The sequence below is a fragment of the Microbacterium sp. BE35 genome (assembly GCF_031457705.1).
GTDB classification, from domain to species: Bacteria; Actinomycetota; Actinomycetes; order Actinomycetales; family Microbacteriaceae; genus Microbacterium; species Microbacterium trichothecenolyticum.
On record NZ_JAVDXD010000002.1, the window covers coordinates 640,131 to 664,074 of the forward strand.

25 protein-coding genes and 1 riboswitch are annotated in these 23,944 nt (G+C 70.6%); of the genes, 9 read left to right on the forward strand and 16 right to left on the reverse strand.

The features are described from left to right. Positions 1–65 precede the first annotated feature (65 nt). Positions 66–150, forward strand: a riboswitch (ZMP/ZTP riboswitch). A 38-nt stretch (positions 151–188) separates the two neighbouring features. Both glyA and J2Y46_RS08955 read left to right on the forward strand, forming a co-directional pair. Then, on the forward strand, positions 189–1,463 hold the full coding sequence (gene glyA, locus J2Y46_RS08950; protein WP_045300835.1) for a serine hydroxymethyltransferase: 1,275 nt from the start codon (positions 189–191) through the stop codon (positions 1,461–1,463). Positions 1,464–1,695: 232 nt separating this feature from the next. Beyond that, positions 1,696–2,577 (forward strand): bifunctional methylenetetrahydrofolate dehydrogenase/methenyltetrahydrofolate cyclohydrolase, encoded by an 882-nt coding sequence (locus J2Y46_RS08955; RefSeq protein WP_045300837.1) that lies wholly within the window; start codon positions 1,696–1,698, stop codon positions 2,575–2,577. 2 nt (positions 2,578–2,579) lie between these two features. On the opposite strand, the gene J2Y46_RS08960 is transcribed toward J2Y46_RS08955, so the two are convergent. The 15 genes from J2Y46_RS08960 to J2Y46_RS09030 form a co-directional block, all read right to left on the reverse strand. Beyond that, entirely contained in the window at positions 2,580–3,227 is a 648-nt protein-coding gene (locus tag J2Y46_RS08960) for an NAD(P)H-dependent oxidoreductase (RefSeq protein WP_310241741.1), read from the reverse strand. Then, positions 3,224–3,706, reverse strand: coding sequence for a MarR family transcriptional regulator (locus tag J2Y46_RS08965; RefSeq protein WP_310241743.1), 483 nt, complete (start codon positions 3,704–3,706; stop codon positions 3,224–3,226). The genes J2Y46_RS08960 and J2Y46_RS08965 overlap by 4 nt, the downstream gene beginning before the upstream one ends. 156 nt (positions 3,707–3,862) lie before the next feature. Continuing rightward, positions 3,863–4,597: an amino acid ABC transporter ATP-binding protein gene (locus tag J2Y46_RS08970; protein ID WP_310241745.1), complete on the reverse strand. Its 735-nt coding sequence runs from the start codon at positions 4,595–4,597 to the stop codon at positions 3,863–3,865. After that, on the reverse strand, positions 4,594–5,439 hold the full coding sequence (locus J2Y46_RS08975) for an amino acid ABC transporter permease (RefSeq protein WP_310241748.1): 846 nt from the start codon (positions 5,437–5,439) through the stop codon (positions 4,594–4,596). Before J2Y46_RS08975 ends, J2Y46_RS08970 begins: the two co-directional genes overlap by 4 nt. Positions 5,440–5,461: 22 nt before the next feature. Next, positions 5,462–6,313 carry a transporter substrate-binding domain-containing protein gene (locus J2Y46_RS08980; protein ID WP_310241751.1) on the reverse strand — a complete coding sequence of 284 codons (852 nt, stop codon included), beginning with the start codon at positions 6,311–6,313 and terminating at the stop codon, positions 5,462–5,464. Between the two features lie 103 nt (positions 6,314–6,416). After that, positions 6,417–7,490 carry a DUF6596 domain-containing protein gene (locus tag J2Y46_RS08985; protein WP_310241754.1) on the reverse strand — a complete coding sequence of 358 codons (1,074 nt, stop codon included), beginning with the start codon at positions 7,488–7,490 and terminating at the stop codon, positions 6,417–6,419. Further along, the gene (locus tag J2Y46_RS08990; protein ID WP_045300849.1) at positions 7,490–7,870 is read right to left on the reverse strand and encodes a YciI family protein; all 381 of its coding nucleotides are present in this window, start codon (positions 7,868–7,870) and stop codon (positions 7,490–7,492) included. The genes J2Y46_RS08985 and J2Y46_RS08990 overlap by 1 nt, the downstream gene beginning before the upstream one ends. A gap of 76 nt (positions 7,871–7,946) precedes the next feature. Beyond that, a complete protein-coding gene (locus tag J2Y46_RS08995; protein WP_310241756.1) occupies positions 7,947–8,510 on the reverse strand; it encodes a hypothetical protein in 564 nt (187 codons plus the stop codon). A gap of 55 nt (positions 8,511–8,565) precedes the next feature. Then, the gene (locus tag J2Y46_RS09000) at positions 8,566–9,363 is read right to left on the reverse strand and encodes a transglutaminase family protein (RefSeq protein ID WP_310241758.1); all 798 of its coding nucleotides are present in this window, start codon (positions 9,361–9,363) and stop codon (positions 8,566–8,568) included. Positions 9,364–9,431: 68 nt separating this feature from the next. Continuing rightward, on the reverse strand, positions 9,432–10,238 hold the full coding sequence (locus tag J2Y46_RS09005; protein WP_045300858.1) for an aldolase/citrate lyase family protein: 807 nt from the start codon (positions 10,236–10,238) through the stop codon (positions 9,432–9,434). Continuing rightward, a complete protein-coding gene (locus J2Y46_RS09010) occupies positions 10,223–11,008 on the reverse strand; it encodes a fumarylacetoacetate hydrolase family protein (RefSeq protein ID WP_310241760.1) in 786 nt (261 codons plus the stop codon). The genes J2Y46_RS09005 and J2Y46_RS09010 overlap by 16 nt, the downstream gene beginning before the upstream one ends. 10 nt (positions 11,009–11,018) lie before the next feature. Further along, entirely contained in the window at positions 11,019–12,179 is a 1,161-nt protein-coding gene (hpaD, locus tag J2Y46_RS09015; RefSeq protein ID WP_045300861.1) for a 3,4-dihydroxyphenylacetate 2,3-dioxygenase, read from the reverse strand. A 46-nt stretch (positions 12,180–12,225) separates the two neighbouring features. Beyond that, positions 12,226–13,785, reverse strand: a complete 1,560-nt coding sequence (gene hpaE, locus J2Y46_RS09020; RefSeq protein WP_310241762.1) for a 5-carboxymethyl-2-hydroxymuconate semialdehyde dehydrogenase — start codon at positions 13,783–13,785, stop codon at positions 12,226–12,228. 56 nt (positions 13,786–13,841) lie between these two features. Further along, a complete protein-coding gene (locus J2Y46_RS09025; protein WP_045300865.1) occupies positions 13,842–14,531 on the reverse strand; it encodes a GntR family transcriptional regulator in 690 nt (229 codons plus the stop codon). Further along, positions 14,528–16,078, reverse strand: coding sequence for a fumarylacetoacetate hydrolase family protein (locus tag J2Y46_RS09030; RefSeq protein WP_310241765.1), 1,551 nt, complete (start codon positions 16,076–16,078; stop codon positions 14,528–14,530). The genes J2Y46_RS09025 and J2Y46_RS09030 overlap by 4 nt, the downstream gene beginning before the upstream one ends. A gap of 127 nt (positions 16,079–16,205) precedes the next feature. On the opposite strand from J2Y46_RS09030, the gene J2Y46_RS09035 reads away from it, so the two are divergent. Beyond that, positions 16,206–17,591 (forward strand): MFS transporter, encoded by a 1,386-nt coding sequence (locus J2Y46_RS09035; protein WP_310241767.1) that lies wholly within the window; start codon positions 16,206–16,208, stop codon positions 17,589–17,591. A 65-nt stretch (positions 17,592–17,656) separates the two neighbouring features. On the opposite strand, the gene J2Y46_RS09040 is transcribed toward J2Y46_RS09035, so the two are convergent. Continuing rightward, positions 17,657–18,265, reverse strand: a complete 609-nt coding sequence (locus J2Y46_RS09040; RefSeq protein ID WP_310241769.1) for a TetR/AcrR family transcriptional regulator — start codon at positions 18,263–18,265, stop codon at positions 17,657–17,659. Positions 18,266–18,378: 113 nt separating this feature from the next. Between J2Y46_RS09040 and J2Y46_RS09045 the strand changes: the two genes are divergently transcribed. Genes J2Y46_RS09045 through paaB form a run of 6 tightly spaced genes read left to right on the forward strand, consistent with a single transcriptional unit; the run spans position 18,379 to position 23,942 of the window. Next, a complete protein-coding gene (locus tag J2Y46_RS09045; protein ID WP_157005619.1) occupies positions 18,379–19,113 on the forward strand; it encodes an enoyl-CoA hydratase/isomerase family protein in 735 nt (244 codons plus the stop codon). Continuing rightward, positions 19,113–20,033 carry a 3-hydroxyacyl-CoA dehydrogenase family protein gene (locus J2Y46_RS09050; protein WP_310241771.1) on the forward strand — a complete coding sequence of 307 codons (921 nt, stop codon included), beginning with the start codon at positions 19,113–19,115 and terminating at the stop codon, positions 20,031–20,033. Before J2Y46_RS09045 ends, J2Y46_RS09050 begins: the two co-directional genes overlap by 1 nt. Then, positions 20,033–22,165, forward strand: a complete 2,133-nt coding sequence (paaZ, locus tag J2Y46_RS09055) for a phenylacetic acid degradation bifunctional protein PaaZ (RefSeq protein WP_310241773.1) — start codon at positions 20,033–20,035, stop codon at positions 22,163–22,165. Before J2Y46_RS09050 ends, paaZ begins: the two co-directional genes overlap by 1 nt. 35 nt (positions 22,166–22,200) lie before the next feature. Then, positions 22,201–22,623 (forward strand): hydroxyphenylacetyl-CoA thioesterase PaaI, encoded by a 423-nt coding sequence (gene paaI, locus J2Y46_RS09060; protein WP_310242334.1) that lies wholly within the window; start codon positions 22,201–22,203, stop codon positions 22,621–22,623. 39 nt (positions 22,624–22,662) lie between these two features. Continuing rightward, complete coding sequence (paaA, locus tag J2Y46_RS09065; RefSeq protein ID WP_310241774.1) at positions 22,663–23,637, forward strand: 1,2-phenylacetyl-CoA epoxidase subunit PaaA; 975 nt, start codon at positions 22,663–22,665, stop codon at positions 23,635–23,637. Beyond that, on the forward strand, positions 23,637–23,942 hold the full coding sequence (gene paaB, locus J2Y46_RS09070) for a 1,2-phenylacetyl-CoA epoxidase subunit PaaB (RefSeq protein ID WP_310241776.1): 306 nt from the start codon (positions 23,637–23,639) through the stop codon (positions 23,940–23,942). Before paaA ends, paaB begins: the two co-directional genes overlap by 1 nt. The last annotated feature ends 2 nt before the right edge of the window (positions 23,943–23,944 follow it).

Here is a 23,944-nt window from a genome sequence, read left to right on the forward strand (position 1 = left end):
GATTCATGTAAAGAGTCCTAACAAAAGCGATCGGACTCAGCCTAGTGGTTCGTGTTCCGTTATGCTCGGTGTGTCGCGACTGGCGTTGAGGTGGGCCACCACCGGGGAGCGACCGACTACGGCATTCGACCGCACGCCTGGGCCGATGTGGGACACCCCTATCTGAAAGCCGTGAGTCTGGAGATCGCATGACCGATCAGTTCTTCAACGCCCCTCTCGCCGAGGTCGATCCCGAGATCGCCCAGGTGCTCGACCGCGAGCTCGACCGCCAGCGCGGCTACCTCGAGATGATCGCCTCCGAGAACTTCGTGCCCGTCTCGGTGCTGCAGTCGCAGGGCTCGGTGCTCACCAACAAGTACGCCGAGGGCTACCCGGGCCGCCGCTACTACGGCGGCTGCGAAGAGGTCGACGTCGCCGAGGAGCTCGCCATCCACCGCGCCAAGGCTCTGTTCGGCGCCGAGTTCGCGAACGTCCAGCCCCACTCGGGCGCCACCGCGAACGCCGCCGTGCTGCACGCCATCGCCCGCCCCGGCGACACGCTGCTCGGACTGTCGCTCGACCAGGGCGGCCACCTCACGCACGGCATGAAGATCAACTTCTCCGGCCGGCTCTACAACATCGTCGCGTACGGCGTCGACCCCGAGACCTCGACGATCGACATGGACGAGGTGCGCCGCCTCGCCGTCGAGCACAAGCCCAAGGTCATCATCGCCGGCTGGTCGGCCTACCCGCGTCAGCTCGACTTCGCCGCCTTCCGCGCGATCGCCGACGAGGTCGGTGCGACCCTATGGGTCGACATGGCGCACTTCGCCGGTCTCGTCGCGGCCGGCCTTCACCCCAACCCGGTCCCGCACGCGCACGTCGTGTCGTCGACCGTGCACAAGACCATCGGCGGCCCCCGCTCGGGCTTCATCCTCACCAACGACGCCGACATCGCGAAGAAGATCAACACCGCGGTCTTCCCGGGCCAGCAGGGCGGCCCGCTCATGCACGTGATCGCGGCGAAGGCCACCGCGTTCAAGCTCGCGGCCACTCCCGAGTTCAAGGAGCGCCAGGAGCGCGTCCTGCGCGGCGCCCACATCATCGCGGAGCGCCTGTCGCAGCAGGACGTGAAGGACGCCGGCATCGCCGTGCGCTCGGGCGGCACCGACGTGCACCTCGTGCTCGTCGATCTGCGCAACGCTCAGATCGACGGCAAGCAGGCCGAGGACCTCCTGCACGAGATCCACATCACCGTGAACCGCAACGCCGTCCCCAACGACCCGCGGCCCCCGATGGTCACGTCGGGCCTGCGCATCGGCACGCCGGCGCTCGCGACCCGCGGTTTCGGCGACGCCGAGTTCACCGAGGTCGCCGACGTCATCGCGCTCGCGCTGCAGCCCGGCGCCGACGTCGAGGAGCTGCGCCTGCGCGTCTCGGCCCTGACGGCCGCTTTCCCGCTGTACCCCGACTTCCGCCACTGAGCGGGAACGCCGTCGCACCGCGGCGGCATCGTCTGGTACCACTTGTCGACACGGGTGCCGCGGCCCGGCACCGGGCCGCGGCATCCGTCCCGCCCCCTCCTCGACCACGATCCGCGAGAGTGCAGCTGATCGCCGAGATGGTGGGTGGTTCCCTGCCTTTCGTCCGCCAGCTGCACTCTCGCGGGCCGGGGTACCCAGGCCCAGAGCGCACGACCACACGAGGAGACCAACGATGACCGCACATAAGCTCGACGGGCGCGCGGCTGCGGCCCAGATCAAGGACGAGCTGCGCGAGCGCGTCGCGGCGCTCAAGGACCGCGGCGTCACGCCCGGCATCGCGACCGTGCTCGTCGGCGCCGACCCGGCGTCGCAGCTGTACGTCGGGATGAAGCACCGCGAGTCCGAGGCCATCGGCATGAACTCGATCCAGCGCGAACTTGCGGCCGACGCCACGCAGGCCGAGGTCGAGGCGCTCATCGACGAGCTCAACGCCGACCCGGAGTGCCACGGCTACATCGTGCAGCTGCCGCTGCCCAAGCACCTCGACACCGACGCGATCCTCGAGCGCATCGACCCCGCGAAGGACGCCGACGGCCTGCACCCGACCAACCTCGGGCGCCTTGTGCTCAACGTCAACTCCCCGATCACGACGCCGCTGCCGTGCACGCCGCGAGGCGTCATCGAGCTGCTGCTGCGCAACGACTACGACCTCAAAGGCAAGGACGTGGTCGTCGTGGGCCGCGGCGTGACCATCGGCCGCTCGATCGGCCTGCTGCTCACGCGTCGCGAGATCAACGCGACCGTGACCCTGACGCACACCGGCACGGCCGACCTGTCGCATCACCTCCGCCAGGCTGATGTGATCGTGGCCGCCGCGGGCGTCAAGCACATCGTGCAGGCTGCCGACGTGAAGCCCGGTGCGGCCGTCCTCGACGTGGGCGTCACCCGTGAGGACGACCCCGAGACCGGCAAGTCCCGCGTCTACGGCGATGTCGCGCCCGATGTCGCCGAGGTCGCCGGCTACGTCTCGCCGAACCCCGGCGGCGTCGGACCCATGACGGTGGCGCTGCTCATGACCAACGTCGTCGAGGCCGCGGAGCGCTCGCTCGCCTGACCTCAGGCCGCGACGAGCGCGGATCGCTCGCGCGGACGCACGGACTCGGCATCCGTCGCTGCGAGCGAGGCCATCCCGCGGACCCAGCGCTCGCGGTCGGCCCCGGTGCTGTGCCGCACCTGCGCGAGGCGCGTCACCCCACGGACCTTGATGCCGCAGTACTCCAGTGTGGCGTTGCGGAGCGACCGGATCGGCGCGTTGCGGTAGACCCACGCGTTCCAGAGCACGGGGGAGTCCATCGTCATGACGATGCGTGCGCTGCGCCCGGTGAGCAGCTTGTCCCACAGTCGCCCGGTCGGGCGGTAGCGGTAGGCGAAGCCGCGCACGAAGACGCGGTCGATCCACGTCTTGAGGGCGCCCGGAAGCGACCCCCACCATTGCGGGAAGAAGAACACCAGGTGGTCCGCCCAGTCGACGTCGGCGACGTAGGCGGCGACCTCGGGCGTGAGCGGAACGTCGGCGTCGGTGCGGGGCAGGCGCACTTCATCGCGGACGGACGGATGCTGCGGCACGGCGTCGTTCGCGAGATCCACGACCCGCACCTCGGCGCCGCCGGCGCGCGCGGCGTCGGCGTACGAGCTGGCGAGGGAGTGGTTGAGGCTGCCGGCGAAGGGCGTGCCGACGATCACGAGGATGCGGGGAGCGTTCATGCGAGGGTCTCCTGAGGGTGGTGGACGGCACGCGGGCCGGGCGCCGGCTGCTGCTGGATGAAGGCGGTGAGGGCGATGAGCTGGGCGTTCATGCGAGGGGCGTCGATCGGGTCGCCCGCGAGTGACGGGTGCGTCAGCATCGCGGCGAACTCGCGCTCGAGCACCTCGCCGGCATCGCGCACGAGGGCGGTGCCCTTGGGGGTGAGCGAGAGCAGGATGCTGCGACCCGCACCGGGCTGGGACGCTGCCGTGATCCAGCCGTCCTCGACGAGTGCGGGCACCCGCTTGCTCACGGCGGCCTTGGTGACGCCGAGGCAGCGGGCGAGCGTCGTCATGTCCACGGGCTCGTGGTCGTACAGCACGGCCAGGAACTGGAAATGGTTGAACGTCACGCCCCACCCCGCCTGAAGCGCGGTGTCGGCGAACGCGTCGATCTCCGCGATGAGCTCGTGGAGGGTGAAGGTCAGGCGGTCGGACACATAGTGAGTAAACCAGTTGACTCACCATAAGTCAACAGGTTGACTCGCCCCGCCGCGTTCACATCACGTGATCTCGCCGAGGCGATGCGTTATACGCGCGCATAACGGGTGCGCTCGGTGAGATCACGCGATATGGACAGCGCGGCCTGGCCTCACTCAGGCGGTGAAGCGGGCGAGGAACTCCCGGGTGCGTGGTTCGCGCGGGGCCGCGAGGACGTCGGCGGGCGGCCCCTGTTCGACGATCGTGCCCGCATCGAGGAACACCACGCGGTGGGCGACATCCCGCGCGAACGCCATCTCGTGCGTCGCCATGAGGATCGTGGCGCCGTCGGCGGCGAGCTGACGCACGAGCTCGAGGACCTCGCCGACGAGTTCGGGGTCGAGCGCCGAGGTGATCTCGTCGAGGAACAGCACCTCGGGGTCGGTCGCGATGGCCCGCACGATCGCGGCACGCTGCTGCTGGCCGCCTGAGAGGCGGTCGGGGTGCTCGCGCGCCAGGTCGGCGAGCCCGATGAGGCCGAGCAGTTCGAGCGCACGAGCCTCGGCCTCACGTCGGGGAGTGCGGTGCACGACGCGCGAGGCGAGCGTGACGTTGTCGAGCACCGTGAGGTGCGGGAAGAGGTTGTAGCTCTGGAAGACCGCGCCGAAGCGGGCGCGTACGCGGTTCGCATCGATGCGCGGATCGGAGATGTCCTCGTCGTCGAGGAAGATCTGCCCGTCGTCGATGGGTTCGAGGAGGTTCAGGCATCGCAGCAGCGTCGACTTTCCCGATCCGCTCGCCCCGATCAGCGCGACCACTTCGTGAGTGGCCAGGTCGATGTCGACGCCGCGGAGCACTTCGCGCTCGCCGAAGGACTTGTGGATGCCGGTCGCCCGCAGCAGGGCGGTCACAGGATCGCCCCCGCCTGCTCGCGCTCGCGCAGTCGCGCGGTGTACCAGTCGGTGAGCCGGATGGTGGGGATCGCGAGCAGGATGAACAGCACCCCGGCCACGACGTACGGCGTGAAGTTGTAGGTGAGCGAGGCGACGGATCTCGCCGCGGCGATGGCGTCGACCGCGCCGAGGATGGAGATCAGCCCGACGTCCTTCTGCATGGAGATGAAGTCGTTCATGAGGGGCGGCGTGATCTTGCGGAAGGCCTGGGGCAGCACGACGCGGCGCAGCGACTGCACGTAGCCGAGGCCGAGCGCCCGCGCCGCAAGGCGCTGCGACGGGTGGACGGCTTCGATGCCGGCGCGGATCACCTCGGCGACATACGCGGAGTACGTGAGCGTCACCGCGATCACCCCGAGCAGTACGACCGGCATGCGCGTGTTCGTGATGGTCGGCAGACCGAAGCCGATGAGGTAGAGCACGATGATGAACGGCAGGCCGCGGAAGAGGTCGGTGTAGCCGGCCGCGACCACGCGCGCCGGGAAGAAGACCGGTCCGCGGAGGGTGCGCAGCACGGCGATCACGAGTGCCACGACGGCGACGGTCACGACGGAGTAGGCGAGGACCTGCAGGTTGATCAGGAAGCCGTCCCACACCTTCGGCAGCGCCTGGATCGCGACGTCGAGGTTGAAGAACGACTGCTGGACCTTCGACCAGCCCTCGGTGTTGATGACCGTCGCCCAGACGATCACCGCGAACGCGATCGACGACGCGATCGCGATGAGCACCGACCGCCGCGAGCGGCGGTGCCGGTAGGCGCGACGGTCGAGCTCGAGCGCGCTGGGCTGGTGCGGGCTCACCGAACGAACGTAGCGGACGCGGTCACTGCAGCTGAGGCACGCCTTCGCTGAGGACGGCGAGCCACTTCTCCTCGAGGGCGTCGAGGGTTCCGTTCTCGCGAAGCGTGTCGACGGCCGCGGTGACGTCCGCGGTGAGCGGGGAGTCCTTCGCCAGGAGCAGGCCCCACTGGTCGGGTACCCCCGCTGCCGGGAGCTCGCCCACGGTGAAGGAGTCGTCGATGTAGAAGTTCACCGCGGTGTAGGCGGTCGGGGTGTCGAGCACGAGGGCGTCGATCTGTCCCGCCTTGAGCGCGGCGACCGCGTCTTCGTTGGAGCTGTAGAGCTGCGGCGTGGTGGTGGGCGCGATGGCCTGTTCGATCGTCGTGGCGCTGGTGGATCCCGACATCGCGCCGAGCACGAGGCTCTTGAGGCCCGCGATGTCGGTCACGCCCTCGGCGGCGCCGCCCTTCAACGCGACCACCGACTGGCTGGCCTCGTAGTAGGGCGACGAGAAGTCGACGGCCTGCTTGCGCTCGTCGGTGATCGTGTACTGCTGGATGTTGAAGTCGAAGCTCTTCGGCCCGGGCGCGATCGCCGACTCGAAGCTCGTCCGCACCCATTCGACGTCTTCGGGGGCGAACCCCAGCTCCTCGGCGACGGCGTAGGCGACCGCTGCCTCGAACCCCTCACCCGACGCGGGGTCGTCCTCGATCACGTACGGCTCGTACGCCGTCTCGCCGGTCGCGATGGTGAGCTTGCCGGGCGTGAGGTAGCCCGCGTCGGCGGCCGACTCGCTGCTGGCCGGCGCGGAACCGGAGGCGCAGCCGGTCAGGGCGAGGGCCGCGACGGCGATGCCGGCGGCGGCGATGCGGACGAGACGGATGCGGCGCGACATGGGTGCCTCCAGGAGTCGAGTGTCCGCGCGTGCGTGCTGTCGCTGCGCGGATCCCTCCATCTTGGCGACGGGCCGGGCGGAACGGCGCGCGCGGGTCGGTTTGTTACACGTCCGATGCCGAGGGGGCGCCGGTGGCGAGCCGTCCCTCCGCGGCGGCCAGTGCGGCGCGGGCGCCGTCGGTGGGCGCGATCGCGACGAGCCCGCGGTACAGCTTCACGAGCGCCTCGACGTCGAGGGAGCCGGTGCGGGCGCGGTCGCAGTGCACGGCCTGGATCGCAGCCTCGAGCTGGAAGCGCCCCAGCGGTCGCCCCAGCGACGAGGCGCGACGCAGCAGAGCGGCGCCCTCCGCGATGAGGGCGCGATCCCACTCGGCCGGGTCCTGCTCGTCGAGCGGCGGCCACGGAACGTCTGCGCGGGCGGGCGCACGCGACTGCGCGTAGGTCAGCAGCGCGGCGAGGCCCCACGCCTCCGGCTCGTCGTCGAGGAGGGTCGCGGTGAGCACCGCGAGCCATCGCGCCTCATCGGCGAGCGACTCGCGCGGCTCATCGCCCTGGTCGAGCCAGCCGATCGCGTACGCGCCGTAGATCGCCTCGAGCACGTCCGGCAGCCGGGAGGGGATATCGGCGCGGGTGGGGATGCGCAACGGGATGCCGGCGTCCCGGATCCGCCGCTTCGCGCGTACGAGCCGCTGGGCCATCGCGGACGGCTCGACCGCGAACGCACGGGCGACCTCGGCCGCTTCGAACCCGAGCACCGTCTGCAGCATGAGCGGCGTGCGCACGGCGGGGTCGACCGCCGGGTGCGCGCACGCGAAGAGCAGTTCGAGTCTGCGGTCCGGGATCGCCTCGCCGCGCTCGAGGGCGCTGAGCGCGTCGACCTCGAGCTCGTCGGCGCGTGCCGCGATGATCCCCTCGTCGAGCGGCACACCCGTACGGCGGGCCGCCGACGAGAGGGCGTCGCGCAGTCGGTTGCGGGCCACGGTGACCAGCCACCCTTCGGGATTCGCGGGGATGCCGGCGTCCGGCCACGTGCGCAGCGCCCGCTCGAACGCGTCGGCGAGGGCGTCTTCGGCGAGCGAGACGTCGTGCGTGGCAGCGGCGACCACGGCCAGGATGCGGCCGTACGACTCCCGCGCGGTGCGCTCAGCGACCGCGAGGGAGTCGGATGCGGCCGGCATCAGCTCGCGAACGGGGTCCAGGCGCCGTTCTCGAAGCGGGTCGCGCTGGGCCGCACCTCGACGGTGCCCCAGCTGATCGACGGGGCCTTGCCGGCCCAGCCGATGGCGGCGTCGAGGTCGGCGACATCGACCACGAACGTGCCGCCGAGCTGCTCCCTGGTGTCGGCGAACGGTCCGTCCTGCACGCGCAGCGTGCCGTCGGGCGCGGTGACCGAGGTGGTCACGGCCGAAGGCTGCAGCACCTCGGCCGACACGAGCACGCCGGCCGCGTCAAGCGCCTTGGCGTACTCGTCGAACTCGCGCATGCCCTCGCCCCAGGCGTCGTCGCCCATGTCTTCGGGGGTCATCTCGGGGTAGTGGAGGAGGAGTGCGTATCGCATGGCGTCGTCCTTTCTGGAGGGGTATCGACACCCTCATGACGATCGGCGCCCGCCCGGATCGACAGGGCGGGCCGAATCAGCCCTTGCCGAGTTCGTCGAGCATGCGTCGCTGCTCGTCGGTGAGCCCGTCGTTCAGTTCGCGCCGGGCGGCGGATGCCTCGGGGGAGGGGATCGGCGGGGCCGCAGCATCCGTTCCCGCAGCCTTCGAACCGGTCGCCTTGTCGTAGAGCGTGCCCGCGTGGGTCTCGACCTTGTCGTCGATCGCGCCATAGATCGCCCAGCCGATGAGGAGGATCACCGGCGGGATGACCCAGCCCCAGAACGCGCCGAAGATGCCGCCGCCGATGGAGACTCCCGTGAAGACCACCGTGACGATCCAGACGAGGAACGCGACGGCGAAGGCCAGCAGGAACTCGACGAGCTTCTCGCCGGCCTTGGTGCGCTGGTTCGCGGACTTAGCCGCCATCGAGCGGAACCACTTCTCGACGAGCGGCTTGATCCAGATGACGAGCGCCGTCAGCACGATGCCTGCCCAGAGCGCGGCCCAGCCGACGCGGGCGGGCGTGAGCCAGCCGACGACCAGCAGGACGACGATGTTGAACACCAGCAGCGACGCGAACCGCACGACCCACTTCTTCATGACATCACTGTGCCACGTCGGGTCGGGCCTGTGGAACGACTCCGCGCGCGAGGGCTCAGGCGATCGAGACCAGCTGGGTGACGTCGTCGTCCGGCAGTGCGTCGGCCGTCGCGGTCACCGTCAGCTCGACCAGGTCGGCGCGCCCCGAGAACACGTTGAGAAACGCCGTATCGGCGGCATCGCGGCCGGTCGCGATGCGCACGAGGCTCGAGCGCGGCGCGAGCGTCGTCGCGTCGATCGCCCGCCATGCGCCGTCGATCCACGCCTCGGCGACGGCGTGGAAGTCCATGGGGCTCAGCCCCGGTGCGTACACGGCGACCGTACGCGCCGGGATGCCGAGTCCCCTCAGCAGCGCGACGCACAGGTGCGCGTAGTCGCGGCACACGCCCCGCCGGGCGAGCAGCGTGCGCGCGGCGCCGTCGGTGGGCAGCGAGGATCCGGGGAGGTACGACAGACGTGTGCCGACCCACGACGAGACGGCGGCGAGGAGCTCGGTGGCGCCCTCGATGCCGCGGAATTCGGCGGTCGCCGTGGGTGCGAGCGCGTCGGACTCGGCGTACCGGCTCGGCCGCCTATAGACGAACCGCTCGACATCGTCGTCGCCACCCACGCAATCGCCGGCGTGAAGGGTGGCGCTGTACTCGATCGCGAACGCCCCCACCGGCGCCATGACCCGGTGCAGGCGCGTGCCGTGGGCATCGTGAAGCTCGTCGATCTCGACGGGCCTGCCGTCCACGTTCGCGGCGAGGTGCTCGGAGTCGGGGGAGTAGTGAGTCGAGGCCGTGATCGCGAAGACCAGTTCGGCCGGTTCGGTGACGTTCAGGGCGATGCGGCTGGAGACGTCTCGCTTCATTGCCCCAGCGTGACACGTCCGGACCGCCTCCCGGGCGGCCTTGACACGCTGCGCCTGCAGCGGTCCGGCTAGTACGAGGCGCGTTCCCCGGGTGAGCCAGGGGCGGGGGCGAAGCGGGCCGCAAGGGCTTCGGAGCCGCGGGCGAGGAGTGCGACGTCGGCGCCCACGAGGACGAACGACGCGCCTGCTTCGAGGTAGGCGTCGGCGGTGGCGGGGTCGAACGCGTTGACGCCGGCGGGCTTGCCGGCCGCGCGGACGGCGTCGAAGGTGCGGTGGGCGGCGGCGACGACGTCGGGGTGCGTCTGCCGGCCGAGCACGCCCATCGATGCGGCGAGGTCGCTCGGGCCGACGAACACGCCGTCCACGCCATCCACCGCGGCGATCTCGGCGGCCGCCTCGACGCCGGCCGCCGTCTCGATCTGGACGAACAGGGAGACGTGCTCGTCGGCGTCTTGGAGGTACCCGTCGACACGGTTCCAGCGCGCCGAGCGCGCGAGCGCGGAGCCCACCCCGCGGGTGCCCCGCGGGGGATAGCGCACGGCGGCGACGGCGGCTTCAGCATCCGCCCTCGAGGACACCATGGGCACGAGCAGGTTCTGGGCTCCGAGATCGAGCACCTGCTTGATCGTGACGACGTCGCCGATCGGCACGCGCACGACCGGGGTGATCGGGTAGGCGGCGACGGCCTGCAGCTGGGCCAGCACCGACTCGAGGCCGTTGGGGGAGTGCTCCATGTCGATCAGCAGCCAGTCCAGGCCCGAGCCGGCGCAGATCTCGGCCACGAGCGGCGAGCCCGTGCACACCCACATGCCCGCGAGCGGGCGGTCGGCGTTCGCGAGGGCGTCGCGGAAGGTCGGGCTCAGACGAAGCGGCATTCGATCACTCCCATGGGTCCGTAGTCGCACCTGACGGTATCGTCCCGCGACACCCACATGGGGCGGGTGAACGAGCCGGCCAGGATGATCTCGCCCGCCTCGAGCCGCGCGCCGTGCTGGTGGAACTTGTTCGCGAGCCACGCGACGCCGGTCGCAGGGTGGCCGAGCACACCGGCGGCGACCCCCGTCTCCTCGATCTCGCCGTTGCGGCTGAGCACGCCGGGGACCCAGCGCAGATCGATCTCGTCGGGGCGCTTGCGGACATCGCCGAGCACCATCGCACCGTAGGCGGCGTTGTCGGAGATCGTGTCGACGATGGTGCGCCCTTCGAGCTCGATGTGCGAGTTCAGCACCTCGAGGGCGGGCACCGCGTAGTCGATCGCGGCCAGGGCGTCATCGAGGGTGCAGTCGGGACCCTCGAGCGGTTGCTTCAGCACGAACGCGAGCTCGACCTCGATGCGCACGTTCGAGAACAGGTCGACGGGGATCTCGGCGCCCGAGCGGTACACGGTGTCGTCGAACATCACTCCGTAGTCGGGCTCGGTGATGCCGGTGGCCTGCTGCATCGCCTTCGACGTGAGCCCGATCTTGCGGCCGACGAGCGTGCGTCCGGCGGCGATGCTCTGGTCGCGCCACACGCCCTGGATCGCGTACGAGTCCTCGACCGTCGCGTCGGGGTACCGCGCCGTGATGCGCGGGATCACCGAGTGCGTGCGGTCGGCCTCTGCCAGCTCGGCCGCGATCTGGGCGATGTCGTCGGGGTGCAGCATCCGTGTCCCCTTACAGCTGGTGGCCGAGCTTGTACTCGCCCTGCTTGTACTCGGGCATCGAGTCCTCGCCGGGGCGCGTGTACGAGAAGCCGTCGGCGCCGATCGTGACCGCCATCTCGGAGCTGTCGGTGCGGGCGACGACAGGCTGCGGGTTGCCATCGAGGTCGAGCACGAGCGAGGCCTCGGTGTACCAGGACGGCACGACGGGGTTGCCCCACCAGTCGCGGCGCTGGTTGTCGTGCACGTCCCACGTGACGACGGGGTTGTCGGGGTCGCCGGTGTAGTAGTCCTGCGTGTAGATCTCGACGCGGTGCCCGTCGGGGTCGCGCAGGTACAGGTAGAACGCGTTCGAGACGCCGTGGCGGCCGGGTCCGCGCTCGATCGCGTCGGAGCGGCGGAGCGCGCCGAGCTTGTCGCAGATCGCGAGGATGTTGTGCTTCTCGTGGGTGGCGAACGCGACGTGGTGCATGCGGGGTCCGTCGCCGCCGGTCATCGCGGTGTCGTGCACGGTGGGCTTGCGGCGCATCCACGCCGCGTAGACCGTGCCCTCCTCGTCCTGGATGTCCTCGGTGACGCGGAACCCCAGCGACTGCATGAAGTTGACGGCGCGGGGCACGTCGGGCGTGACCTGGTTGAAGTGGTCCAGGCGCACCAGCTCGCCCGGCGTGTGCAGGTCGTAGCGCCACGACAGGCGCTCGACGTGCTCGGTGGCGTGGAAGAACTCGTACGGGAAGCCGAGCGGATCGGTCACGCGCACCGAGTCGCCGATGCCCTTGGTGAACCCGTCGTGGCGGCGCTCGATGCGGCAGCCCAGCTCCTCGTAGAAGGCGACGGCCTTGTCGAGGTCTTCCGGGGTGCGCACGCGGTACGAGAACGCGGCGACCGCGGCGACGGGGCCCTGACGGAGCACCAGGTTGTGGTGGATGAACTCCTCCGTCGAGCGGAGGTAGATCGTGTTCTCGTCCTCTTCCGTGACGTAGAGCCCGAGCACGTCGACGTAGAACTCGCGGGACGCGAGCAGGTCGGTGACCACGAGCTCCATGTACGCGCAGCGCAGGATGTCGGGTGCGGGCACGCTCGGCGTCGGGATCGGGTCGTCGGAGAGGATCGGCGCCTCCTGGCTCACGTAGAAGCCGGAGGAGGTGCGGGTCATCTGATCACGGTGGGTCATGTCGCGTCCTTGCGTGGGGTCGAAGGGGGATCGGATGCCTGCGGCCTCAGTGGGCGGCGGCATCCGCCTTTCCGAAGGTGGGGTTGTGGGCGGGGCCGAGCGTGATGTGCACGGCCTGCTGGTCGGTGTAGAAGTCGATGGAGCGGTAGCCGCCCTCGTGTCCAAGACCGGAGGCCTTGACGCCGCCGAACGGGGTGCGGAGGTCCCGCACGTTGTTCGAGTTGAGCCAGACCATGCCGGCCTCGATGGCCTGAGAGAAGTTGTGCGCGCGCTTGAGGTCGTTGGTCCACACGTACGCGGCGAGGCCGTAGCGCACGCCGTTGGCGAGCTCGAGGGCCTCCTCGTCGGTATCGAACGGCGTGATCGCGACGACCGGGCCGAAGATCTCCTCCTGGAAGATCCGGGCGTCCGGCGCCACATCGGCGAACACCGTGGGGCGCACGAAGTTGCCGGTCTCGAACCCTTCCGGGCGGTCACCGCCGGCGACCAGGCGCGCCTCCGACTTGCCGATCTCGATGTACGAGACGACCTTTTCGTAGTGCTCGGGGTGCACGAGCGCTCCGACCTCGGTCTTCGGGTCGTGCGGGTAGCCGACCACGACGCGGTCGGCCTGCGCGGCGTAGCGCCTCACGAACTCGTCGTAGATCGGGCGCTCCACGAGGATGCGGGAGCCGGCGGTGCAGCGCTCGCCGTTGAGCGAGAAGACGCCGAAGATCGTGGCGTCGATGGCGGCGTCGAGGTCGGCGTCGGCGAAGACCACGGCGGGCGACTTGCCGCCGAGCTCCATCGACAGGCCCTTCAGGAACGGGGCCGCGTTGCCGAAGATGAGCTGCCCGGTGCGCGACTCTCCGGTGAACGAGATGAGCGGCACGTCGGGGTGCTTGACCAGTGCGTCGCCGGCGTCCTCGCCCAGCCCGTTGACGAGGTTGAACACGCCCTTCGGGAGGCCTGCCTCCTCGAAGATGCCGGCCCACAGCGACGCCGACAGCGGCGTGAACTCGGCGGGCTTGAGCACCACCGTGTTGCCGGTGGCGAGTGCCGGGCCGAGCTTCCACGACTCGAGCATGAACGGGGTGTTCCACGGCGTGATGAGCCCGGCGACGCCGATCGGCTTGCGGTTGACGTAGTTCATCTGCCGCCCCGGCACCTTGTAGGCGTCGTCGGCCTGCGCCACGATCAGGTCCGCGAAGAACCGGAAGTTCTCCGCCGCCCGCCGCGCCTGGCCGAGTGCCTGCGTGATCGGCAGGCCGGAGTCGAACGACTCCAGTTGGGCCAGACGCGCGTCGCGGGACTCCACGATGTCCGCGATGCGGTGCAGCACACGCGAACGCTCGCGCGGCAGCATCCGCGGCCACGGCCCCTCGGCGAACGCGCGCCGGGCGGCGGCGACGGCGCGGTCGATGTCGGCCTTCTTGCCGGCGGCGGCCAGCACGTACGTCTCGTTCGTCACCGGGTCGAGCACGTCGAACGTGTCGCCGTCGGCCGAGTCGACGAACTCGCCGTCGATGTAGTGCTGGATGCGGCTCGGCAGGCCCTCGGGCACATGCCGCGTCGCCCCGGCGCTCTGCGCTTCGCGGGTGGTGCCGGCTATCGTGGTGTCGGTCATTGCTGCTCCTTCGTCGGAGGTCGGGGACGGATGCCGCTGCCCGCGGCATCCGCGAATCAGAACGCTGGAAGGCCCAGAGCCTCGTCAGGGTGCTCGTGGATCATGTAGGCGTCGAGGGTGGCCGAGCGGTGGCGCCGGGCGGCCTTCTCGATCTCGCCGAGAGGGGCCCCGGTCTCGATGAGCACGAGGATGTTCTCGTGCTCGCGCACCGACTCCTGGGCACGGCCGGGCACGAAGCTGAAGGTCGAGTCGCGCAGGTGCCCGAGGCGCGCCCACTCGGCGTGCACGAGGTCGAGCATCCGCGGGTTCGCGCACTTCTCGAACAGCGCTGCGTGGAACTCCTGGTTGAGCGCCGTGAAGGCGCGCGGGTCGAAGTGCTCGAGCGTCTCGATCATGAGCTCATTGATGCGGCGGGCGTTGCGGATGTCGTCGGCCGTGAGCCGGCGCGCGGCCAGCGCCGTGGCGGTGCCCTCGAGGATCGACAGCGCCTGCATGCTGTACCGGTACTGCGAGTCGTCGACCATCGACACCCGCGCCCCGACGTTGCGCTCGAACGTGACGAGCCCCTCGGCCTCGAGCTGGCGGATCGCCTCGCGCACCGGCACCACGCTCATGTCGAGCTCGCCCGCGATGCTGCCCAGCACCAGGCGGTAGCCCGGCGTGAACTCCTGGTTCGCGATGCGCTCCTTGATCCAGCGGTACGCCTGCTGCGACTTGCTGAGCGTGTCGGCTTCGGTCGGGCTCATGCGCGGTCTCCTTCGCGGGCGTCGTACTTCGCGCGCCACTCGGCGTTCATCGGGAAGAGTCCGTCGACGGGATGCCCCTCCGCGACGCGGTCGGCGATCCAGGCGTCCTCGTCCTCCTGGGCGAGTGCCGCGTCGACGATCTCCTCGACGATCCCCGGCGGGATCACCACGACCCCGTCCGCGTCGCCGACGATGACGTCCCCGGGCTGGACCGTGGTGCCGCCGCACGCGATCGTCACGTCGGCGTCCCACGGCACGTGCTTGCGGCCCAGCACCGCAGGGTGGGCGCCGGCGGAGTAGACGGGGATGCCGACCGCGGCGACGGCCGCGGCATCCCTCACCCCTCCGTCGGTGACGATGCCGGCGGCGCCGCGGGCGTGCGCGCGGATCGCGAGGATGTCGCCGAGCGTGCCCGACCCGGCCTCGCCGCGCGCCTCGATCACGACCACTTCGCCCTCGCCGACGGCGTCGAACACGCGCTTCTGCGCGTTGTAGCCACCGCCGTGCGACGCGAACAGGTCCTCGCGGTTCGGCACGAAGCGCAGCGTGCGGGCGATGCCGACGAGTTTGGCCTCGGGATGCAGCGGCCGCACGCCGTCGACGTGCACGTTGTTCAGCCCGCGCTTGCGCAGCTGCGCCGAGAGCCCGGCGACCGGGACGGCCTGGAGCTTCGCGCGCAGCGCGTCTGCCAGAACAGGAGATGTGGCGGAGACAGGGGACTGCGCTTCAAAACGTCCTGCCTCGGCCAGATCTCCTGATTCCGCAGACGAGCCCGCCGGAAGCCCGGCCGCCTCCCGCGAGCCCCAGGCCTCGGTGCGCTGCAGGTCGTCGACCGCGGGCAGGGAGCCCAGCTCGGCGTCGAAGGCCGCCGAGCCCTGCGACACCGTCGTCACGAGTCGTCCCGACGACGGGCCGCCGGGAACATCGACCTCGACCTCGACGACATCGCCGGGCTTCGCGACCGATGAGCCGGCGGGCGTGCCGGTGAGGATCACGTCGCCGGTCTCGAGCGTGAAGTGCTGCGACAGATCGGCCACGAGCTGCGCGAGCGGGAAGATCATGCCGGCGGCCGTGTCGTCCTGCGCGATCTCGCCGTTGAGCCACGTGCGCACGCGCAGCGCGTCGGGATGGATGGTGCGGGCGTCGATGAGCGTCGGGCCGACGGGCGTGTAGCCGTCGCCGCCCTTGGAGCGCACGTTCGAGCCCTTGTCGCTCTGGCGCAGGTCGTAGAGGCCGAAATCGTTGGCCGCGGTCACCCAGGCGACGTGGTCCCACGCGTCTGCGAGGCCGACGCGACGCGCCGGGGTGCCGATCACGAGCGCGATCTCGCCCTCGAAAGCGAGCAGCTCGGTGCCTTCCGGGCGTTCGATGGTGTCGCCCGACGCGGCGACGGAGCTCGACGGCTTGAAGAAGTACGACGGATGCTGCGGCCGCCGCCCGCGCTGATCCGCACGCGAGGCGTAGCTGAGGTGGATGGCGATGATCTTGCCCGGGCGGCCGGGAAGCGCCGAGAAACGGCGGTCTGCGGTCTCCGTGATCTCGTCCATGAGCTCCCTTACTCGAAGCGACCTGTTGCGTCGTATTCGAAATCGTATATGATCGTCCAGCATCCGGCAACCATTCCCCAAGGGTTCGCCGGCGACGACGCCGTCAGCCCCCGACACAGGAGTCACCATGAGCAGCGCATCAGGACCCACAGCAGGGTTCACCCCCACCGGAACCATCGCGTCCACCACGGACCGACGTCGCGTCGTGTTCGCGACGGTGGTCGGCACCACCGTCGAGTGGTACGACTTCTTCATCTACGCGACCGCGGTCGGACTGGTCTTCGGCCAGCTGTTCTTCGCGCCGCTCGGCGCCAACAGCGCGATCGTCGCCTTCGCCACCGTCGGCGTGAGCTTCCTGTTCCGCCCGCTCGGCGCGTTCCTCGCCGGTCACTTCGGCGACAAGTACGGTCGCAAGGTCGTGCTGATGTGGACGCTGATCCTCATGGGTGCGGCGACCGCGCTCATCGGCGTGCTGCCGACGTATGAGGCGATCGGCGTCGCGGCGCCCATCCTCCTCGTGCTCCTGCGCATCATCCAGGGCATCTCCGCCGGCGGCGAATGGGGCGGCGCGGTCCTGATGGCCGTCGAGCACGCGCCGAAGCAGCGCCGTGGCGCGTTCGGCGCCTCGCCGCAGATCGGCGTGCCGCTGGGCCTGCTGCTCGCCTCGGGAGTCATGGCGCTGATGGCGATGATCGCCCCCGGGGATGCGTTCCTCGTGTGGGGCTGGCGCGTGCCGTTCCTGCTCAGCGTCGTGCTGATCCTCGTGGGCTACTACGTCCGCCGCCGTGTCGAGGAGAGCCCGGTCTTCGCCGAGCTCGCCGAGCGCAAGGAGAAGGCGCGGATGCCGATCATCACGCTCTTCCGCAAGCACCTGCTCCTCGTGTTCATCGCGGCGCTGGTGTTCGCCGGCAACAACGCCGTCGGCTACATGACCACGGGCGGCTACATCCAGGGTTACTCGACCAACCCCGAGGGTCCGCTCGCGCTCGAGCGCGGACCGGTGCTGTGGGCGGTCGCTGGTTCGGCGGTCACGTGGCTGCTGTCGACGCTGGCCGCCGGGTTCATCTCCGATCGCATCGGCCGCCGCACGACGTACATCATCGGCTGGATCCTGCAGCTGGCGGGTGTGTTCCTGCTCTTCCCGCTCGTCAACACCGGGAGCATCTGGCTGCTCTTCCTCGGTCTCGCCGTCCTCACGATCGGCCTCGGCTTCACGTACGGCCCCCAGGCTGCGCTGTACTCCGAGCTGTTCCCGGCATCGATCCGCTTCTCGGGCGTCTCGATCTCGTACGCGATCGGCGCGATCCTCGGCGGCGCGTTCGCCCCGACGATCGCGACGGCCCTCGTACAGGCGACCGGCTCGACGCTGTCCGTCACGTGGTACCTCGCCGGCATGACCGTCGTGGGCCTGATCGCGACGCTGCTCCTGCGCGACCGCTCCGGCATCCCGCTCGGTCCGGACCACGAGGCCGAGCAGTCCGTCAGCCCGATCTACGGCCTCTCCAAGGCCTGACCTTCCGGAAACGGATGCCGCGCCCCGAGCCCCTGTGCAGGCTCGGGCCGCGGCATCCGTCCGTTTCAGCGGGTGCGCATGCCGTCGAGGGCGACGGCGACCACGTCGTGCGCGAGGCGCTCGCGGTCGACCGGACCGCCGGGGCGGTACCACTCGACGATCGAGTTGACCATTCCGAACACCAGGCGGGTGGCGACGGCGCCGTCGACATCGGCGCGGATCTGACCCGCGCGCTGCGCCTCCGCGACGAGCGCCGTCACGCGGTGGTCGAAGGCGCGCCGGCGCTCGAGGGCCGCGCGCTCGACATCGCTGTTGCCGCGCACGCGCAGCAGGAGGGTGACGTAGGGGAGCTTGTCGACGAGCACCCGCACCGCTCCGCGCAGCACCGCGCCGAGCCGCTCGGCCGGGTCGCCGGCGGAGCCCTCCGGCTCGTCGAGCACGCCCTCGAGGCTGTCGAGCGCCTCGGCGAGGGCGAGGGCGAGCAGCTGCTCCTTCGAGTCGAAGTGGTGGTACAGCGCCGACTTCGTGAGGCCGAGGCGGGAGGCGAGATCGGCGACGGATGTCGCGTCGTACCCCTGCTCGTTGAAGAGGCCGACGGCGACGGCGAGCACCTGGCCGCGGTCGTAACCCGGCCGCCCGCGTCGCGCGGGGGAGGCGTCGGTGCTCGCGGACATGCGCCCAGTCTCGCACCGGTCCGCTTCGACACCGCGCACCACGTGGCAATACTGAACGATCGATCAGATATTATGGGCGCGTGACCGCGACGGAGCGGACCGAGAGGATGCCGATGCCTGAGCCGCTCAAAATCCAGCGCCGCGAGGACCGCATCGTCGCGACGCTGTCGCGGCCGGAGGTGCGCAACGCCATCGACCAGGACACCATCGACCGGCTGCACGAGCTGTGCGGCGAGCTCGAGCGCGAGCCGCGCACGCTCATCCTCACGGGCTCCGACGGTGTGTTCGCTTCGGGCGCCGACATCGCGCAGCTGCGCGAGCGTCGGGCGGCCGACGCGCGCCGGGGCATCAACACCCGCGCGTTCACCCGGGTGCGCAACCTGCCGATGCCGGTCATCGCGGCGATCGACGGCTACGCCCTCGGCGGGGGCGCCGAACTCGCCTACGCGGCCGACATCCGCATCGGCTCGCCGAGCCTCAAGATCGGCAACCCCGAGACCGGACTCGGCATCATCGCGGCCGCGGGTGCGACGTGGCGCCTGCCCGAGATCGTCGGCGAGGCGCGGGCCGCAGAGCTGCTGCTGACAGGACGGATCCTGGATGCCGACACCGCGGTCGAATGGGGCCTCGTGTCGTCGCTGTTCGAGCCGGGCGACCTCCTCCCCGCGGCCCACGCGATCGCCGACCGCATCTCACGCAACGATCCGCTCGCGACCCGCCACACGAAGACGGCGCTCCTCGCCCCGCGCGCCGCGCACCCCGAGATCGAACTGGAGCTGCAGGCGCAGCTCTTCGAGAGCCCGGAGAAGGACCGCCGCATGACCGCGTTCCTGGAGAGGAAGCGGTGATGAGCACGGCGGACGGCGGCCCCCGGTCGTCGAGCGAGCGACGTACGACGGATCGCGCTGAGTCCTCGGGAGTGCCTGGGCGGGTCGGGGTGATCGGCGGCGGGCGCATGGGTGCGGGCATCGCACACGCGTTCGTGCTCGCCGGTGCCGACGTGGTCGTCGTCGAGCGCGACGCAGACGCGGCGGGGGCGGCATCCGCTCGCGTTCTCGAGAGCGTGCGCCGCAGTGTCGCGCGCGGCGGCACCGACCGCGGGTTCGACGCGCTCGCCGCGGCGATCGAGACGGCGACGGATGCTGCGGCTCTGGCGGACTGCGGCCTCGTGGTGGAGGCGGTCCCGGAGGATCTGGAGCTCAAGCTCGAGGCCCTCGGCCGCGCCGAGCGCGTGCTCGCGCCGGAGGCGGCGCTCGCCACCAACACCTCGTCGATCTCGATCGATGGCCTCGCGTCCGGCTTGGACCGCCCGGAGCGCTTCCTGGGCCTGCACTTCTTCAACCCCGTGCCGGCGTCGCAGCTCGTCGAGGTCGTCACCGGCACCGCCACCGACCCCGCGCTCGTGGACGACGCCGAGGTGTGGATCGCGTCACTGGGCAAGACGCCCATCGTCGTGCGCGACAGCCCGGGCTTCGCGTCGAGCCGGCTCGGTGTCGCGCTGGGGCTCGAGGCGATCCGCATGCTCGAGGAGGGCGTCGCGTCGGCCGCCGACATCGACGCGGCGATGGAGCTCGGGTACCGGCATCCGGTCGGCCCGCTGCGCACGACAGACCTCGTCGGCCTCGACGTGCGACTCGGCATCGCCGAGGAGCTGCACCGCCGGCTGGGGGAGCGTTTCGCGCCCCCGGAACTGCTCCGGCGCCTCGTCGCCGACGGGCATCTCGGCCGCAAGACCGGCCGCGGCTTCTACGAATGGAGTGAACAGTGATGATCGAGCGGACAGGGACGGGCATCCTCCCCAGCTACCTGCGCGGCGCGTGGTGGACGCCGGCTTCGGCGACGGGTGCGACGCAAGTGCGCGACGCGTCGACCGGCGACGTCGTGACGCTCGTCAGCACCGACGGCATCGATCTCGCCGGCGCGATCGCCCACGCGCGGACCGTCGGCCAGGCGAGCCTCGGCGCCCTCACCTTCCACCAGCGCGCGCTGCTGCTGAAGGAGTTCGCCATCGCGCTCACCGCGCGCAAGGCGGAGCTGTACGAGCTGTCCAAGCGCGCCGGCGCGACCACGCGCGATTCGCTGAGCGACGTGGACGGCGGCATCGGCGTGCTCTTCACCTACTCGTCGAAGGGGCGGCGCGAGCTGCCCAACGCCCAGGTGTACCTCGACGGCCCGGTCGAGCCGCTGTCGAAGGACGGCTCGTTCCTCGGGCGCCACGTGTACACGCGGCTGCCCGGCGTGGCCGTGCAGATCAACGCCTTCAACTTCCCCACATGGGGGGCGCTCGAGAAGTTCGCGCCGGCGTTCCTCGCGGGCGTGCCGACGATCGTGAAGCCGGCCACACCCACCGCCTACGTCGCCGAGGCATGGGTGCGGATCCTCGTCGAGACCGGTCAGCTGCCGGCAGGCTCGCTGCAGCTGGTGAGCGGCGCCGTTCCCGGGCTGTTCGACCATCTCGGGCTCGGCGACCTCGTCGGCTTCACCGGCAGTGCCTCGACCGCATCCCGACTCCGGGAGCAGGCTGCGCCGGGCGTCCGGTTCACGAGCGAGACCGACTCGATCAACGCGTCGGTGCTCGGACCCGACGCGGTGCCTGGCACGCCCGAATTCGACGCGTACGTCAGGCAGCTCACGGTCGAGCTCACGACGAAGGCGGGCCAGAAGTGCACCGCGATCCGGCGCGCCATCGTACCGGCGGGCGCCGTCGAGCCGCTCGTCTCCGCCCTCCGCGACAGGATCGCCGAGCGCGTCGTCGTGGGCGACCCTCACGCCGAGGGCGTCACGATGGGCCCGCTCGTCTCGCTCGCGCAGCGCGATGAGGTGCTGCGCGCCGTCGGTGCGCTCGAGGCCGCGGGCGGCCGGATCCTGCTCGGAACGACGGATGCCCCGGACGTGACGCTCGCCGACGGCTCGATGGGTCCGGCTCCCGAGGGAGCCTTCGTCACGCCCATCGTGATCGGTTTCGACGGCGCGGCCGACGCGCTTCCGGAGGCCGTGCACGACGTCGAGGCATTCGGTCCCGTGGCGAGCGTGCTCGCCTACCGCACCGTCGATGAAGCGGCCGATCTCGTCGGGCGCGGCGGCGGATCGCTCGTGACGAGCGTCGCGACTGCCGACCCCGCGGTCGCCGCGACGCTGCTGGCCCGCACCGCCTCCTACAACGGACGCATGCTGTTCCTCGATCGCGACGACGCGCGCACGTCGACGGGTCACGGCTCGCCCGTGCCGCACCTCGTGCACGGCGGGCCCGGCCGCGCCGGCGGTGGCGAGGAGCTCGGCGGCATCCGCGCGGTGCTGCACCATATGCAGCGGACCGCGGTGCAGGGCTCGCCCGCGATGCTCACGGCTCTGACCGGCGTGTGGCATCAGGGCGCAGCATCCCGTTCCGATCGTCACCCGTTCCGCAAGTCGCTCGCGGAACTCGCGATCGGCGACCAGATCGCGTCGCCCCTGCGCCGGGTGACGCTCGACGACATCGAGACGTTCGCGAACTTCACCGGCGACCTGTTCTACGCACACATGGACGAAGAGGCGGCCGCCGCGAACCCGTTCTTCCCGGGCCGCGTGGCGCACGGCTACCTGCTCGTCTCGTGGGCCGCGGGGCTCTTCGTCGACCCGGAACCCGGGCCGGTGCTCGCCAACTACGGCCTTGAGAACCTGCGGTTCATGACGCCCGTCTCGCCCGGCGACGAGATCCGCGTGGTGCTCACGGCGAAGCAGATCACCCCGCGCGAGACCGACGAGTACGGCGAGGTGCGGTGGGACGCGGTCATCCTCAACCAGCGCGAGGAGATCGTCGCGATCTACGACGTCCTCACCCTGGTCGCGAAGACGCTGGAGCAGCCGGATGCTGTGGCTGCGGCATCCGTGACCGTCGAGTCTGCGGAGGTGGGCGCGTGAGCGATCCCGCCGCGCACTTCGTCGGGCAGCGCCGCATGCTGCAGCGCGACCGTGCGTCGGCCGCGCTCGGCATGGTCGTCGAGCGCGACGAGCCCGGCGACGCCGTCGTGTCGATGCCGGTGCGCGACGACATGACGAACGGGTTCGCCATCACGCACGGCGGGATGGTGTTCGCGCTCGCCGACACGGCGTTCGCGATGGCCTGCAACGAGGACGACGACGTGACGGTTGCCGCCGGCGCGGACATCTCGTTCCTCAAGGCCACCCACGCCGGCCAGACCCTGACCGCACACGCGCGGCGCCGCATCCTCTCCGGGCGCAATGGACTCTACGACGTCACGGTGACCGACGAGACCGGTGACGTCGTCGCCGAGTTCCGCGGCCGGTCCGTCACCACGCGCCGCACCCACCCCGACGATGCGGGCGGCCGCGGTGCCGAAGCATCCGTCACCGGGTAGACTTTACTGAACGAACGGTCTGTAAATAAGGAGTCGATGATGACGACCGAGGTGCTGATCGACGAGGCCGCCGAGCAGGCGGCGTTCGACGCGATCATCGAGGCCGACTCGCGCATCGAGCCGCGGGACTGGATGCCGGCGGCCTATCGCAAGACGCTGATCCGCCAGATCTCGCAGCACGCGCATTCCGAGATCATCGGGATGCAGCCCGAGGGCAACTGGATCTCTCGCGCACCCAGCCTCAAGCGCAAGGCGATCCTGATGGCGAAGGTGCAGGATGAAGCCGGCCACGGCCTGTACCTGTACTCCGCTGCGCAGACCCTCGGCATCACGCGCGACGAGATGACCGAGCAGCTCATCGAGGGGCGGGCGCGGTACTCGTCGATCTTCAACTACCCGACGCCGGCGTGGGCCGACATGGGCGCGATCGGCTGGCTCGTCGACGGCGCCGCGATCTGCAACCAGGTGCCGCTGTGCCGCGCATCGTACGGTCCGTACGGCCGGGCGATGGTGCGCATCTGCAAGGAGGAGTCGTTCCACCAGCGGCAGGGATTCGAGATCCTGCTGACCCTGATGCAGGGGACGCCCGCGCAGCGCGAGATGGCGCAGGACGCCGTGAACCGCTGGTACTGGCCGTCGCTCATGATGTTCGGGCCGCCGGACGACGAATCGCCGAACTCGGCGCAGTCGATGGCGTGGAAGATCAAGCGCTTCTCGAACGACGACCTCAGGCAGAGGTTCATCGGGATGCTGGTGCCCCAGGCCGAGGTGCTGGGCGTGACCCTTCCCGACCCGGAGCTGCGGTGGGACGACGAGGCGCAGCGGTGGCACACGAGCGAGATCGACTGGACGGAGTTCCACGAGGTGCTCGCCGGCCGCGGGCCGATGAACGTCGAGCGCATCCGCAACCGCCGCAATGCCCACGACGACGGCGCCTGGGTGCGTGAGGCCGCCGCGGAGTACGCCCGCAAGCAGCAGCTGCGGGAGTCCGCGGCGATGAAGGGAGCTGCGTGATGGCCACTCCAGGTACCTCGCCGCGCGAGTCGTGGCCGCTGTGGGAGGTGTTCGTGCGCGCGAACCGCGGGCTCAGCCATGTGCACGCCGGCTCACTCCACGCGCCGGATGCCGAGCTCGCGCTGCGAAACGCCCGTGACCTGTACACCCGCCGAGGGGAGGGCACGTCGATCTGGGTCGTCCCCGCCGACGCGATCACGACGAGCGACCCCGATTCGAAGGGGGCGTTCTTCGAGAGCCCCGCCGGCAAGAACTACCGCCACGCCACGTACTACACGGCGTCGGAGGGGGTGCCTCACCTGTGAGC

Excerpts from the sequence above, each read along its gene's own strand:
- hpaE (WP_310241762.1), bottom strand. The coding sequence starts at position 13,785 with ATGACCGACACCACGATAGCCGGCACCACCCGCGAAGCGCAGAGCGCC.
- J2Y46_RS08955 (WP_045300837.1), top strand. The coding sequence starts at position 1,696 with ATGACCGCACATAAGCTCGACGGGCGCGCGGCTGCGGCCCAGATCAAG.
- J2Y46_RS09040 (WP_310241769.1), bottom strand. The coding sequence starts at position 18,265 with ATGTCCGCGAGCACCGACGCCTCCCCCGCGCGACGCGGGCGGCCGGGT.
- paaI (WP_310242334.1), top strand. The coding sequence starts at position 22,201 with ATGCTGCAGCGCGACCGTGCGTCGGCCGCGCTCGGCATGGTCGTCGAG.
- J2Y46_RS09005 (WP_045300858.1), bottom strand. The coding sequence starts at position 10,238 with ATGCCGCTTCGTCTGAGCCCGACCTTCCGCGACGCCCTCGCGAACGCC.
- J2Y46_RS08980 (WP_310241751.1), bottom strand. The coding sequence starts at position 6,313 with ATGTCGCGCCGCATCCGTCTCGTCCGCATCGCCGCCGCCGGCATCGCC.
- paaZ (WP_310241773.1), top strand. The coding sequence starts at position 20,033 with ATGATCGAGCGGACAGGGACGGGCATCCTCCCCAGCTACCTGCGCGGC.
- J2Y46_RS09025 (WP_045300865.1), bottom strand. The coding sequence starts at position 14,531 with ATGAGCCCGACCGAAGCCGACACGCTCAGCAAGTCGCAGCAGGCGTAC.
- J2Y46_RS08995 (WP_310241756.1), bottom strand. The coding sequence starts at position 8,510 with ATGAAGAAGTGGGTCGTGCGGTTCGCGTCGCTGCTGGTGTTCAACATC.
- glyA (WP_045300835.1), top strand. The coding sequence starts at position 189 with ATGACCGATCAGTTCTTCAACGCCCCTCTCGCCGAGGTCGATCCCGAG.
- J2Y46_RS09050 (WP_310241771.1), top strand. The coding sequence starts at position 19,113 with ATGAGCACGGCGGACGGCGGCCCCCGGTCGTCGAGCGAGCGACGTACG.
- J2Y46_RS09030 (WP_310241765.1), bottom strand. The coding sequence starts at position 16,078 with ATGGACGAGATCACGGAGACCGCAGACCGCCGTTTCTCGGCGCTTCCC.
- J2Y46_RS09000 (WP_310241758.1), bottom strand. The coding sequence starts at position 9,363 with ATGAAGCGAGACGTCTCCAGCCGCATCGCCCTGAACGTCACCGAACCG.
- J2Y46_RS09010 (WP_310241760.1), bottom strand. The coding sequence starts at position 11,008 with ATGCTGCACCCCGACGACATCGCCCAGATCGCGGCCGAGCTGGCAGAG.
- J2Y46_RS08960 (WP_310241741.1), bottom strand. The coding sequence starts at position 3,227 with ATGAACGCTCCCCGCATCCTCGTGATCGTCGGCACGCCCTTCGCCGGC.
- J2Y46_RS08990 (WP_045300849.1), bottom strand. The coding sequence starts at position 7,870 with ATGCGATACGCACTCCTCCTCCACTACCCCGAGATGACCCCCGAAGAC.
- J2Y46_RS09035 (WP_310241767.1), top strand. The coding sequence starts at position 16,206 with ATGAGCAGCGCATCAGGACCCACAGCAGGGTTCACCCCCACCGGAACC.
- J2Y46_RS08985 (WP_310241754.1), bottom strand. The coding sequence starts at position 7,490 with ATGCCGGCCGCATCCGACTCCCTCGCGGTCGCTGAGCGCACCGCGCGG.
- J2Y46_RS09045 (WP_157005619.1), top strand. The coding sequence starts at position 18,379 with ATGCCTGAGCCGCTCAAAATCCAGCGCCGCGAGGACCGCATCGTCGCG.
- paaA (WP_310241774.1), top strand. The coding sequence starts at position 22,663 with ATGACGACCGAGGTGCTGATCGACGAGGCCGCCGAGCAGGCGGCGTTC.
- paaB (WP_310241776.1), top strand. The coding sequence starts at position 23,637 with ATGGCCACTCCAGGTACCTCGCCGCGCGAGTCGTGGCCGCTGTGGGAG.
- hpaD (WP_045300861.1), bottom strand. The coding sequence starts at position 12,179 with ATGACCCACCGTGATCAGATGACCCGCACCTCCTCCGGCTTCTACGTG.